This window comes from Flavobacterium sp. I-STPP5a, from assembly GCF_009764685.1.
In the GTDB taxonomy this organism is placed as follows: Bacteria; Bacteroidota; Bacteroidia; order Flavobacteriales; family Flavobacteriaceae; genus Flavobacterium.
Genome location: NZ_VHLM01000084.1, coordinates 1 through 14,238 on the forward strand (window position 1 = coordinate 1; position 14,238 = coordinate 14,238).

Below are 14,238 nucleotides of genomic sequence, written 5' to 3' on the forward strand. Positions count from 1 at the left end.
AGATGGAGCCAAAACAAAAACGTATTCGGTATCCATAAAATCAGAATTACATCAAGACCAAATGGCTTTTCAAGAAACAGAATATTACAAAGAAAAAGCAAAACATCGATACAAGATAGAAGCCAAAAATAGCGAGTTAAAAAATGTACACGGTTATGATAGAGCGATATCATACGGTATTACCAATATGCAAATGCAAGGTGCAATAGCAATTTTTACAGTCAACTTAAAAAGAATACTCAAATTAATGTAGAAAATGTAATCTACACATGCATTTTGCCAAATGAACCTGTATAAGTCAAAAACCAACTCATATAACCTACAATAAAAAACAGTTCCAAAAAAAAAACGCTTATAACGGATGTTTGAAATCCTGTTACAAGCGTTTTTTATTATCTAAAAAAGGATGCTAATCAAAATAAGCGATGTTTTTCAGTGCCCTCCTTTTTAGGGTGCGTTTTTTTTTGGTTAAACCAAAAAAAATACAAGATTAATTATAAAAAAAACATCAATTTTAGAACTGTCAATGCATCATTATTCTTAAATAAATTTCATACTTTTGAACTTCATAAAAAAACAATAAACATGGCTACAATAACATTAGGAGGAAATCCAATACACACTTCTGGCGAATTACCAACTATAGGAAGTAAAATCGCTGATTTTAAATTGGTTAAAGCTGATTTATCAGTTGTATCATTACAAGATTTTGCAGGTAAAAAATTAGTTTTAAACATTTTCCCAAGTATTGATACAGGAACTTGTGCAGCATCTGTTAGAAAATTTAATGAAAGTGCAAGTGCTTTAGATAATACTATAGTTTTGTGCATTTCTAGAGATTTACCATTTGCGCAAAATCGTTTTTGTGGTGCTGAAGGTTTAGAAAATGTAGTAAATTTATCTGACTTTGTTGAAGGAAACTTTGGTAAAACAAACGGCTTAGAAATTACTGATGGTCCACTTGCAGGACTACACTCAAGAGTTGTAATTGTTGTAGATGAAAATGGTGTTATTACGCATACAGAACAAGTAACTGAGATTGCTGACGAACCTAATTATGAAGCCGCTTTAAGCGTACTATAAAATTAACTTAATGGAGTTCGAAAAAGACAATACTTTTTTTACAGGGCGATTAAAAAGTTTTCGTTTTGCTTTTAATGGCGCAATCAAATTAATACGAACAGAACACAGCATTATGGTGCAATGTTTCCTTGGAAGCATTGTAACCATTGCTGGTTTTTATTTTGGCATATCAAAAACAGAATGGTTAGTACAAACTTTAGCTATTGGTTTGGTTATAAGCATTGAAGGATTAAACACTGCAGTAGAAAAAATTGCTGATTTTATTCATCCTAATTTTCATGAAAAAATTGGGTTTATCAAAGATATTGCTGCTGGTGCCGTTTTCTTTGCAGCAATAACAGCAATTGTTATTGGGCTAATTATTTACATCCCATTCTTTTCTAGGTAATTTACAAATACATCAATGGCAAAAAAAACAAAAGCCCCTATCAATAATAAGAAGGACACTTCTTCTAGCAATCAAAAAATCCAAATCTCTAAACAACAGAAAATAGTTTTTGGCACTATGCTTGTTCTTTTTTCTGTAGCCTTGTTATTAGCATTCATTTCTTTTTTTATCTATGGACAACAAGACCAAAGTGCAGTTCAAGAGATAACGAATAGAGAAGAACTTGTTCAAAACTGGCTTGGAAAATTTGGAGCATTATTAGCAGATACTTTTATTTACAACGGTTTTGGGGCCACTTCTTTTATATTTGTACGCTTATTTTTCTTATCAGGCTTGTATCTCGTTGTAGGGATTCCCGTTAAGAGATTGAAGAATATTTGGTTTTGGGACTTATTTGCAATTATTGTACTTTCAATTTTATTTGGTTTTTTTGCCACTTCATTACCAGAATTAGGAGGTATTATCGGGTATGAACTCAATTTATTCTTACAAGATTATTTAGGTAAAACAGGTACTTTTCTAATATTACTTTTTGGTTTAGTGATTTATATCATTTTTAAAATGAAACTTTCACCAGAAATCATTCAATCCTTTCTTGATAGATCCAAAGAGAGTACAATAGACCCTGTAAATGCTTCAACAAAAAAGGAAACTAATAGCAATTACAACTTGGAGGAATTTGCTGTTGACGAAGAAGAAAAAGATGACATTCATTTAAAAACGAATGGAAATCAATTTGAAATTAACAAGGAGGCACTCAAGCCTACAATTAGTAATGCTTCAGACATCGTTAGGGACCCAGTTACAAAACCACTTTCAATGGTTATTGCCCCTCAAAGAGAACCTGAAATTATTAAAAATACAGCAGATACTTTTGTAATTGAAAAAGCAGCTGAAGAAGACATCATTGAAGAAAATTTGGCTTCAAGACTAGTGGCTGATTTTGGGTTATTTGATCCTACTCTTGATTTATCAAATTATAAATTTCCTGTAATTGATTTACTAAAAGAATATTCAACAGGAGGAATTACAATCAACCAAGCAGAGCTAGAAGAAAATAAAAACAGAATTGTAGATACCTTGCGCAACTACAAAATAGAAATTGCACAAATAAAAGCTACCGTAGGTCCATCTGTTACATTATATGAAATTGTACCTGAGGCTGGAATCAGAATTTCAAAAATTAAAAGTCTTGAAGATGATATCGCTTTGTCACTATCCGCTTTAGGAATTCGTATTATCGCACCTATTCCAGGTAAAGGAACTATTGGTATTGAAGTACCGAATAAGAACCCTACTATGGTTTCTATGAAAAGTGTCATTGGCTCAGCCAAATTTCAAGAGGCCGAAATGGAATTACCTATCGCACTAGGAAAAACAATTTCTAATGAAACTTTTGTTGTGGATTTAGCCAAAATGCCACACTTATTGATGGCTGGTGCCACAGGACAAGGAAAATCAGTTGGATTAAATGCGGTTTTAACATCATTATTGTACAAAAAGCATCCTGCAGAAGTAAAATTTGTATTGGTTGATCCAAAAAAAGTAGAACTTACTCTTTTTAATAAAATAGAGAGACATTATTTAGCAAAACTCCCTGATATGGATGATGCTATTATTACAGATAATGCTAAAGTTGTAAACACATTAAACTCTCTTTGTGTAGAAATGGACAATCGTTATTCCTTATTGAAGGATGCGATGGTACGAAATATCAAAGAATATAACGATAAGTTCAAGGCTAGAAAATTGAATCCAGAAAATGGACACCGATTTTTACCCTATATTGTTCTTGTAGTAGATGAATTTGCCGATTTGATTATGACGGCAGGAAAAGAAGTTGAAGTCCCTATTGCACGACTGGCTCAATTAGCACGAGCTATTGGTATACATTTAATTATAGCAACTCAGCGTCCATCGGTAAATGTAATCACTGGTTTAATAAAAGCCAATTTCCCTGCGAGAATTGCATTTAGAGTAACTTCAAAAATTGATTCAAGAACAATTCTAGATACGCAAGGAGCAGATCAGTTAATAGGTCGTGGAGACATGTTATACACAAATGGTAATGATGTAGTTCGTGTACAATGTGCTTTTATTGACACGCCAGAAGTAGAAAAAATAACAGAATTTATTGGAGCTCAAAAAGCCTATGCTACCGCTTATTTACTTCCTGAGTTTGTAGGAGAAGAAAGTGGCATTAATCTTGATGTAGATATTTCTGAAAGAGATACACTTTTCAGGGAAGCTGCAGAGATTATTGTTAATGCACAACAAGGTTCGGCATCTTTACTACAACGCAAATTAAAATTAGGATACAACAGAGCTGGTAGACTTATTGATCAATTAGAAGCTGCTGGTATAGTTGGACCATTTGAAGGTAGTAAAGCAAGAAGCGTAAATATACTTGATATGAGTTCTCTAGATCAATTTTTCAATAATGAACAAAATAATTAAACCATGAAATTAAACGCTTTGAAAACAAAAAAGATTGAGATGAAAACTTTTAGTTCAAAAATTATTACATTTAGTATGCTTTTTTTGCTTGCTTTTTCAGTGAATGCTCAGGATAAAAAAGCAAAAGATTTACTGGATCAAGTTACTGCTAAAGTTAAAAGTTACAATAATATCGCTATTGATTTTAAATATTCATTAAATAATGCAAAAGAAAACATCAACCAGGATAGTAAAGGAAATGTTACTATGAAAGGGAATCAATACGTTCTAAATTTCATGGGAGTAACTAAAATATTTGATGGAAAAAAAACATATAGTATTGTCCCAGAGGACGAAGAAATTACCATTTCAAATCTTAATGAAAAAGATGATAATGCCATCACTCCGTCAAAAATGTTGACTTTTTTTAATTCTGGATACAAATACACAATGGATATTGTTCAAAATGTTAAGGGTAGAAAAATTCAATATATAAAATTAGTACCTGTAAGTACAAAAGATCAAAGAAAAGAGGTTTTATTGGGTATTGACATTCAAACAAAACACATCTATAATCTCATTGAAATTGGAAAAAAAGGAACAAAAACCACATTAACCGTTAATTCTTTTAAAACCAATCAACCTTTGTCAAAAAATCAATTTACATTTGCGGCAAGTAAATATCCAAATTACTACATCAACAAATTAGATTAATGCACTAGGTGAAAATTCTTGACAAATACTTATTAAAAACATTCTTGACTACATTTACAACTGTATTTGTAATCTTATTTTTTATTTTCATTTTACAAACCGTTTGGTTGTTTATCTCAGAATTAGCAGGTAAAGACTTAGATTTGATAATGGTTATCAAATTCCTTGCCTTTGCAATGCCTAGAATAGTACCATTGGTATTACCGCTTTCTATTTTACTAGCCTCAATAATGACTTTTGGGAATCTTGCTGAAAATTATGAATTTGCAGCCATGAAGTCCTCTGGAATATCACTACAAAGAGCCATGAGAATGCTAACAATTTTTATAACATTGTTAAGTATCATGGCCTTTTTCTTTGCAAATAATGTAATTCCATATGCTGAATATAAGTTTATTAATTTTCGTAAAAACATTGCTCAAGTAAAACCTGCACTAGCCATTGCCGAAGGACAATTTAATGATGTAGGGTTTTACAATATAAAAGTAAATAAAAAATCAGGAAAAGAAGGTAATGAACTTACTGGCATTACCATTCACAAAAAATCTAATATTGGTGATGGAAGTAAAACCGTAATAAAAGCCAAAAACGGTTCGTTGATTAGTAGTGAAGAATCTAGTATTTTGCAGTTAGTTTTAAATGATGGGTATTATTATGAAGATATTGTCCCTAAGAAATACGAAGACAGAAGCAAAATGCCTTTTGCTAAAAGTTCATTTAAAAAACAAATTATAAATATTGATTTATCAGAGTTGAATAAAACTGACATCAACGATGCATCGGTAACCAATACCAATACGATGTTAACGATAAATGAACTATCATATACACTTGATTCTCTAAACAAAAACATCAAAACAGATATCAAAAGTTTTACAGATAATCCATCTGCAAGAATCAATTTCCCTAGTGCTAAAGTTTTTTCAAAATCAAAAATAAAAAAAACTTTACCAAATGATATTTTAAGTTTGTATACTAATCAGCAAAAATCAGACATTTTAAAAATAGCAAGTAGCAACATTACCAACACCTCCTACTCTATTGAATCAATAAGCAATGAAATTCTAAACAAACAAAAAAACATCAACAGACACTTAATTGCATTTTACGACAAATTTGTAATTGTTTTTGCTTGTTTTTTAATGTTTTTTATTGGTGCACCCCTTGGAGCCATAATTAGAAAAGGTGGTTTAGGATTGCCAATTGTTTTTGCCGTACTTATTTTTATATCGTACCATTTTATCAATACTTTTGGAAAAAGACTTGCTCAAGAAGATGGAATGACACCTTTCTTAGGAGCTTGGCTATCTTCTATTATATTAACACCTTTTGCTATATTACTGACCTATAGAGCAACTAACGACATAGGACTGATTAATATGGATGTAATCCTTTTACCTATTCAAAAGTTATTTAAAAAAATATTCCCAACAACACAAAACTAACACACACAATGAGCTCAAATACAATACAACTTAACACTATTGAAGAAGCAATAGAAGATATTAGACAAGGTAAAGTAATCATAGTTGTTGATGATGAAGATCGTGAAAACGAAGGTGATTTTTTGGCAGCAGCCGAAATGGTAACACCCGAAATGATAAATTTCATGGCTACTCACGGTCGTGGATTGATATGCGCACCGCTAACAGAAAACCGTTGTAAAGAATTAGGACTTCATGTTATGGTAAGCAATAATACGGATCCTATGGAAACTGCATTTACCGTATCTGTTGACTTACGTGGAAACGGAGTCACAACCGGAATTTCAGCTTCTGATAGAGCTAAAACAATACTTTCTTTAGTTAATCAAAACACAAAACCACATGACTTAGCTAGACCTGGACATATTTTTCCGCTTATAGCAAAACAAGGTGGTGTATTAAGAAGAACTGGTCATACAGAGGCTGCAATTGATTTTGCAAGACTTGCCGGGTTTAAACCTGCTGGTGTCATTGTAGAAATAATGAATGAAGATGGAACCATGGCGCGTCTTCCTCAATTAGTAGAAGTTGCCCAAAAATTCAATTTAAAATTAGTCTCTATTGAAGCCCTAGTAGCTTATAGAATGCAACATGATAGTTTAATTGTAAAAAAAGAAGATTTCAATATAGAAACTCGTTTTGGTACTTTTAGGCTGAGAGCTTACCAGCAAACTACCAATAAACAAATTCATATTTCCCTAACTAAGGGAACTTGGAATTTAGGTGATTCTATACTCACTCGAATTAACTCATCACTTGTTAATAATGATTTATTAGGGACATTAACCAATAATGCCGACCAACAATTAGATGACATGTTTAAGGTGATCAATGAAGAAGGAAAAGGGGCGTTAATTTTTATAAATCAAGACATACAATCTTTAAACTTCTTAAATAGATTGAGTGAGTTAAAAGTTTTACAGCAAAATGGGACGCTGAAAGCACCAAAAATCATTATAGATAGCAAAGATTTTGGTATCGGTGCTCAAATACTACATGATATTGACATTTCAAAAATAAGATTAGTAACCAATACCGAAGGCACAAAACGCGTGGGAATGATTGGTTATGGATTAGAAATAACAGAATACGTAAGGTATTAGTTTGTTTTGAAAAAAAAAGTAAAATAATTTTATTTGTAACCATAAGATTATGAATATTTTATAAAATAATTCAAAATTATCGTTATTTTTTTTCAAAAATACACTTGTATAAACCAAAAAGAGCCTTACATTTGCAGTCGAATTCAGCTAATGAAATCGACATACTGGAGAAATGGCAGAGCGGTCGAATGCGGCAGTCTTGAAAACTGTTGACTGTAACAGGTCCGGGGGTTCGAATCCCTCTTTCTCCGCGGAATTAAAACCCTAATAATTGATTTTCAATTACTTAGGGTTTTTTTTTATATCTACTCCTAGCCCACATTTAGTCCACAATAGTTGTTTATTCATTCAAAACGAATTTATAATACTGCACAATCTTTTTTCAGCAATTCTAGCTTCTAAAGCGTCAAGCAAAATTTAAAATCGAAATTTAATAGAGCATATACACGATGGAAGAGCTGGAAATTATCAAGGTATTTTAGTTTCAAATATGGATGAAAAGTTTACAATTATTTTATTGGGAAAAAATTATAATGGGAAAAAAATTTGAAATTTCAGATGCGATTATAGTCATATCTTCATCTAGTAAAAGAGGGAATAGATAGGAGTTCATGGATTTTTGGTGATAAACTTCTAATATTTTGAGCGAGTGAACTCGCAACTTTAAATTGCGCTCTCTGAAGTCTCCTAACCTCAATATTCCTTTCTACCAATAACCTAAATTTAAAGCTTTATTTTCAAATCATGAATATCTCTTTTCAACTCTAAAAACAGGTCCTTTATACTGGCAGATTCCGTTAATTCCTGTTTGTCATCTCTGAGTCCAATATTACACACGTATTCCCATATCTCCAGGATAGAAGAAACCTTGACTTCATAAGGAGGATAAAAGCTGTTGTCTGATGAAACAACAAGTGCATTCTTTTTGTTTTTATTCAATCGCTTGTACACCATGCCTTCATTTTTGGTGATCAGTATGTAGGTTTTACCATCATTAACATCTCCTAACTTTTCTACATAACGCCCAACGATGATAGTACCATCTGCATGAGGTGGCATCGAATCACCTTCCACCGGAAATCCCCTGTGCTTTCCTGTTCCCAAAAACGGTAAAGCTATTTGCTGCAGACTTTCAATATATTCTGGATCAGCGTATCCATTCAAATACCCTGCTTTTACTTTTTGCGTGACAACTTCTATAAAGTTTTCTCCCTTGTTATCTACCGTAATGGGCAACACCAATCGGTTATTTTCCAATTGTAATAAATCGTCTACTGGAATTTTACGCACATCTACAGAGAGCAACAGGTCAATACTGATGTGATAATAATACGCTATTTTCTTCAATATTTCATACGGAGCTTCAGAGGTTCCATCTTCATACTTCACGTATCTGCCCCTGGTGATCCCTAGCGATTGCGACAGCTTTTCTTGAGAAATTTTATGTTGTACCCTAAGGCTCCTAATATTATCAGAAAATAAAGACATAGCTATTTTGTTATAATTTGTAACAACAAATATACTAAAATTTGTTAGTATCTATACTAATTTTGTGATGTATAAAAATAGAAATGATGATGAATAGAGCAATCGTACATATGGACTTAGATACCTTCTTTGTTTCCTGCGAAAGATTAGTAAATCCACAATTAATAGGATTGCCACTAATTGTTGGTGGTAGTTCTGATCGTGGTGTTGTGGCTTCGTGCTCCTACGAGGCTAGAAAATTTGGAGTCCGATCTGCAATGCCAATTAAATATGCCTTGCGCCTTTGCCCTCAAGCTTCGGTTATCAAAGGAGATATGGAATACTATTCTAATAAATCACACGAAGTAACCTCTATTTTAAAAGAAGTAGCGCCAATTGTTGAAAAAGCAAGCATCGATGAATTCTATTTAGACTTAACTGGAATGGATAAGTTTTTTGGTTGCTATAAATGGACCACAGAACTATCTAGTAAAATTCTAAAAGAAAGTGGTTTACCAATAAGTTTTGCCCTTTCGGTAAACAAAACAGTCTCAAAAATTGGAACAGGCGAAGCAAAACCTTTAGGCAAAATAGAAATTATTGGTGCTAATGTAAAACCTTTTTTAAATCCATTGCCTATTCAAAAAATTCCAATGTTGGGCGACGTGACTTTTCAATTACTATCCAGAATTGGCATTAGAAACATTCAAACACTTTCCGAAATGCCTGTCGAAGTTTTACAACAAATGATTGGTAAAAATGGAGTGGAAATCTGGAAAAAAGCAAACGGAATAGACAACAATCCGGTAGAACCGTACACCGAAAGAAAATCCATTTCAACCGAACATACTTTTGAAACCGATACCATTGACGTTTACAACATTAAATCTCTAATCACAGGAATGGTCGAAAAACTATCCTATCAATTGCGTTCAGAAGGATTTTTAGCATCAACAGTAGTACTTAAAATACGGTACAATAATTTTGATACAGAGACCAAACAAATTAAGATTCCGTACACTTCTTTCGATCATATTTTAACTAAAACAGCAATAGACCTTTTTGAGAAAGTGTACACCAGAAGAATGCGCTTGCGGTTGGTGGGAATACGGTTCACAGGATTGGTTCGTGGGACCTATCAAATCAATATGTTTGAAGACACAACAGAATTGTTATCGCTCTACCAAGCCATTGACAAAATTAAAAATAGGTTTGGTTTTGATGCGGTTTCACGATGTTCAGGCACCATTATAAAACAAAGAACAAAGTAAAAACAATTTACTACGTCAGTTTGTACGTTCAGGCTTGGGTGGGCGTTTCCCGCCGAAAAAGGCGGGTCGGGCTGTACGCTATATCTTTTGTTCCGCTAGCGCTACACAAAAGGATGCCGCTTCCATCCCTAACGCACAATGTTATTAAGTCAAGGAATTACTCTTTTAGTTTTCACGTAGATTTCGCAGATTTATGCAGAAAAATCAGTTAAAATCTGTTGAATCTGCGTGCTATTTTTTTCCTTCTTAACCTAATGACATTTCCCTAACGCAAAAAACTATAAATCAAAAATCGTTAAATTTCAATTACAATGTATCTCAATTGCCATTCTTATCATAGCTTACGTTACGGAACAATTCCATTGAACGAACTTGTTCAACAAGCTAAAATTTCAGGCCTTACCTCAGTTGCATTGACCGATATTAATACGGTAACGGGCATTTACGATTTCACAAAACAATGCAAAGAAGTTGGCATAAAACCTATCGTGGGTGTTGAGTTCAGACAAAACAACAGATTGCTTTTTATTGGCTTAGCCAAAAACCAAAAAGGCATTGGCGAAATGTGTCGTTTGCTAACCCATCATAATCTATCCAAAAGCCACTTGCCAGAGGTCGCGCCAGCATTTGAAAATGTATTTGTGGTCTATCCAACAGCTAATATGCCTAACGAGTTACGAAATTTTGAATACATTGGCATTCGTCCAGAAGAAGTGCTAAAATTATTCAAAACCGAATGGAAGCCGATCATTCAAAAAGCGGTAATCCTGCAACCTGTTACTTTTAGATCCAAAAAGGAATTTAACTTACATAGAATTCTGCGTGCTATAGACAACAACATCTTATTGTCAAAATTAACCGAAGAGGACATTTGCAAAACTTCTGAAATACTGACAAGTCCCGAAGAGTTGCTTAAAAAGTACAGTGAGTATCCAGAAATTATAAAAAATACCGAATTCCTTATTGAAGAATGCAATTTTGAATTTGAATTTAAAACGCCTCGAAACAAAAAATTCTATACCAAAAGCAAAGAAGGCGACCGCTTATTATTAGAAAACTTAGCCAAAAGTGGTTTACTAAAACGCTATGGAAACTCGAACAAAGAAGCGCAAGCCCGCGTAATAAAAGAACTAAAAGTAATCAACGACTTAAATTTTAGTGGTTATTTCCTAATAACTTGGGACATCATTCAATATAGCAAAAGTCAAGGTTTTATGCATGTAGGGCGTGGTAGTGGTGCCAATAGTATCGTGAGTTATTGTCTTGGTATTACAGACATCTGTCCTATCGAACTCGATTTGTATTTTGAACGATTCCTAAACGAAAACCGAAAATCGCCACCAGATTTTGATATCGATTGGTCTTGGCGTGAACGTGATTTTATTTTAGAATATATTTTTAAGCGTTTTGATCCAAATCACGTAGCCTTTTGTGGCACAAATGTAGAATTCAAATACCGATCTATTTTTAGAGAAGTGGGTAAAGTTTTTGGACTGTCTAAAGACGAATTGGATGGATTATCTAAAGCCAAAGGACGACAAAGAGAAACTAACTCGGTGGTAAAATATGTCGAAGAATACGGAATGATGTTAGAGAAATATCCTAATCAAAGAAGCATGCACTCCTGCGGCATCATCATTTCTGAAGAACCAATTACCAATTTTACAGCACTAGAAATGCCACCAAAAGGTTTTCCAATTGTGCAATTTGATATGCATGTAGCTGAAGATATAGGCTTTGAAAAATTCGATATTCTGAGTCAGCGTGGTTTGGGTACCATTGATGAAGCTGTTAAAATTATTGAAAAAAACAGAGGAATTAAAGTGGATATCACGGATACTTCATTGTCTAAAAACGAAGCCAAATGCAATGAGTTGCTCAGTATTGGTAAAACTTTAGGTTGCTTTTATATAGAAAGCCCGGCTATGCGGGGTTTGTTACGACGTTTAAAATGCGATAATTACAAAACACTAGTTGCCGCGTCAAGTATCATTCGACCTGGAGTGGCTCAAAGTGGAATGATGCGAGAATATATTTTTAGACACAATAATCCTGATAAATTTGAATATTTTCATGAGGTTTTCAAAGAACAGTTGGGCGAAACTTATGGAGTTATGGTCTATCAAGAAGATGTAATTAAAATTGCGTTGCATTATGGTGGGTTGACTGCAGCCTATGGCGATATTTTAAGAAGAGCCATCAGCGGTAAAGGACGTTCGTTAGCAGAATTACAATCCGTAAAAAATCAATTTTTTGTTTCTTGCAAAGCAAAAGGGCATCCAGAAAAACTGAGTGAAGAAGTCTACAGGCAAATAGAAAGCTTTGCAGGATATTCTTTTTGTAAAGCGCACTCGGCAAGTTATGCCGTAGAAAGTTACCAAAGTTTATATTTAAAAACTTATTTTGGAATAGAATTTATGGTAGCAGCTATCAACAATGGCGGTGGTTTTTACAGACCCGAAATTTACATTCACGAAGCCAAAATGAGTGGCGCAACGATACACAATCCGTGTATCAACAAAAGCGTTTATCAAACAACCGTTGATGGAACAGATGTGTATTTGGGTTTTATGCTTTTAAAGAATCTAAACAGCGAGTATATTTTCAATATTGTTGCTGAACGAGAAAAAAATGATGCATTCAAATCTATTGAAAATTTCATCACCAGAGTTCCATCAGGATTAGAAAGTATCCAAACATTAATATTTATTGGAGCCTTCAGGTGTATTGGCAAAACAAAAAGTCAATTAATTATCGAGGCACGAATGCTTTTGATACATCATAAACTGGAGGTAAACACTCCATTGCTTATTGAAGAACCCACTAAGGAATACAAGTTTCCAATTATAGAACGTTCCATTTTAGAAGATGCTTTTGATGAAATTGAATTATTGAGTTTTCCTGTTTCGTGTTCACCATTTGATTTATTAGAAACAAAATTCAAGAGTGGTGTTTTGGCCAATAACCTCATTAACTACCTAAAGAAAGAAGTAAAATTGATTGCTTACTTAGTATCTATAAAACAAGTCCCTACAAAAATGGGAATGATGTTTTTTGGCACTTGGATTGATGCAAATGGAGATTATTTTGACACAGCACATTTTCCTAAAAGCCTTATCAACTATTCGTTCAAAGGCGGTGGATGCTATTTACTTTTGGGTACGGTTGAGGTAGATTATCATTTTCCAACCATTACTGTTTCAAAAATGGCCAAAATGCCTTTTAAGCCTGATCCGAGATATGCCAATTCAAAAACACTTCAATTTAAGGCAACAGAACAGTTGAGAGGTGATATTAGTACCACCGAACGAGCTCCATATCCGCAAGAACACGAAATCAATTTACCAAGAATAAAGATGAAAGAGTAAGTCATATATCATCTCTTCTGGTATAGAATGAATGATATAGATGATAGCGAAGCAATACTTTCCGCACCTTAGCTAAACTCGCAAACAACATATTCATTATTGAATAATTAATATTATTACTCAACTAAAAATATTAAAAATTAAAAAAAAAGATAAAAAAGAAAAGGAATTCATTTTTTAAATTATATTTGTTTAACTTTTTTACGTTATAAACAAACAAAAATAATAATTATCGTGCAAATTATAAATTTGAAGCACTTACAATCATGAAAATGACTTTTTGTTCTGTGGTTTTAAATCTATAAATGAGAAATAATATTACTATAATCAAGTTTAGAACTTATGTTGATAAAGCAGTATAAAAAATAATTCATTCAAATATTATTTCACTGTTCCGATTTAACATTGTGTATGGCAGTCCAGTATAAAATTTAAAAAAAGTAACTGTGAATCAACCCAAAGAAATTGCCAAAGTTGTGAATACTAATATACCTTTCAAAACAGGAGATACCACAATATCGGTGTTAAACTCGTCTATAATCCGTTTTTATATTGGCGAATTAGAGCTCATTATTGTACCATCTGGTTTAGGAAAAATAACGTTACTTTCTATTTTAGGATGCGTTACGTACCTAACACAAGGCCAAGCCTACGTCAATTCACAAGAAGCAAGTAATTCAACAGAATCGATGCATTCTGGACAAGATACTTTTACCAATGTACACCAAGAACAAATTGATTATCAAAAAGAACTTCAAAAGCTCAGTAACGCAAAAAAACTATATGGCGGCAGTGGTTACTTATCATGAAAAATGCAGGAATGATTAAAAAACTGCATTGAATCATAAATCCAAAATGAAGCTTGCTAAAATTAGACCTTTGGCAACATACATTTTTTAATTTTTAAAAAACCAGATAAAAAAT

At 33.1% G+C, this 14,238-nt stretch carries 11 protein-coding genes and 1 tRNA gene; 11 read left to right on the plus strand and 1 reads right to left on the minus strand.

The window, feature by feature from the left end:
* From FJV36_RS15845 to FJV36_RS15880, 8 genes are all read left to right on the plus strand, one after another.
* The coding region (locus tag FJV36_RS15845; RefSeq protein WP_199250854.1) for a transposase at positions 1 to 253 on the plus strand (253 nt) is incomplete at its 5' end.
* A 332-nt stretch (positions 254 to 585) separates the two neighbouring features.
* Positions 586 to 1,083 carry a thiol peroxidase gene (gene tpx, locus FJV36_RS15850; protein ID WP_158728343.1) on the plus strand — a complete coding sequence of 166 codons (498 nt, stop codon included), beginning with the start codon at positions 586 to 588 and terminating at the stop codon, positions 1,081 to 1,083.
* Positions 1,084 to 1,093: 10 nt separating this feature from the next.
* Positions 1,094 to 1,471: a diacylglycerol kinase family protein gene (locus FJV36_RS15855; RefSeq protein WP_158728344.1), complete on the plus strand. Its 378-nt coding sequence runs from the start codon at positions 1,094 to 1,096 to the stop codon at positions 1,469 to 1,471.
* A 15-nt stretch (positions 1,472 to 1,486) separates the two neighbouring features.
* Positions 1,487 to 3,928 carry a DNA translocase FtsK gene (locus FJV36_RS15860; protein WP_158728345.1) on the plus strand — a complete coding sequence of 814 codons (2,442 nt, stop codon included), beginning with the start codon at positions 1,487 to 1,489 and terminating at the stop codon, positions 3,926 to 3,928.
* Between the two features lie 39 nt (positions 3,929 to 3,967).
* Positions 3,968 to 4,621, plus strand: a complete 654-nt coding sequence (locus FJV36_RS15865; RefSeq protein WP_158728346.1) for an outer membrane lipoprotein carrier protein LolA — start codon at positions 3,968 to 3,970, stop codon at positions 4,619 to 4,621.
* Positions 4,622 to 4,629: 8 nt separating this feature from the next.
* Entirely contained in the window at positions 4,630 to 6,066 is a 1,437-nt protein-coding gene (locus FJV36_RS15870; protein WP_158728347.1) for an LptF/LptG family permease, read from the plus strand.
* Between the two features lie 8 nt (positions 6,067 to 6,074).
* Positions 6,075 to 7,208: a 3,4-dihydroxy-2-butanone-4-phosphate synthase gene (gene ribB / locus FJV36_RS15875; RefSeq protein WP_158728348.1), complete on the plus strand. Its 1,134-nt coding sequence runs from the start codon at positions 6,075 to 6,077 to the stop codon at positions 7,206 to 7,208.
* A gap of 166 nt (positions 7,209 to 7,374) precedes the next feature.
* Positions 7,375 to 7,459, plus strand: a tRNA-Ser gene (locus FJV36_RS15880).
* A gap of 472 nt (positions 7,460 to 7,931) precedes the next feature.
* Here the strand turns inward: FJV36_RS15880 and FJV36_RS15885 are convergent.
* A complete protein-coding gene (locus tag FJV36_RS15885) occupies positions 7,932 to 8,696 on the minus strand; it encodes a LexA family transcriptional regulator (protein WP_158728349.1) in 765 nt (254 codons plus the stop codon).
* Positions 8,697 to 8,785: 89 nt separating this feature from the next.
* Between FJV36_RS15885 and dinB the strand changes: the two genes are divergently transcribed.
* The 3 genes from dinB to FJV36_RS15900 all read left to right on the plus strand — a co-directional run bounded on the left by dinB (position 8,786) and on the right by FJV36_RS15900 (position 14,123).
* Complete coding sequence (gene dinB, locus FJV36_RS15890) at positions 8,786 to 9,946, plus strand: DNA polymerase IV (protein ID WP_158728386.1); 1,161 nt, start codon at positions 8,786 to 8,788, stop codon at positions 9,944 to 9,946.
* Positions 9,947 to 10,257: 311 nt separating this feature from the next.
* Positions 10,258 to 13,314 (plus strand): DNA polymerase III subunit alpha, encoded by a 3,057-nt coding sequence (locus FJV36_RS15895; protein WP_158728350.1) that lies wholly within the window; start codon positions 10,258 to 10,260, stop codon positions 13,312 to 13,314.
* Between the two features lie 446 nt (positions 13,315 to 13,760).
* Complete coding sequence (locus tag FJV36_RS15900; protein ID WP_158728351.1) at positions 13,761 to 14,123, plus strand: hypothetical protein; 363 nt, start codon at positions 13,761 to 13,763, stop codon at positions 14,121 to 14,123.
* The last annotated feature ends 115 nt before the right edge of the window (positions 14,124 to 14,238 follow it).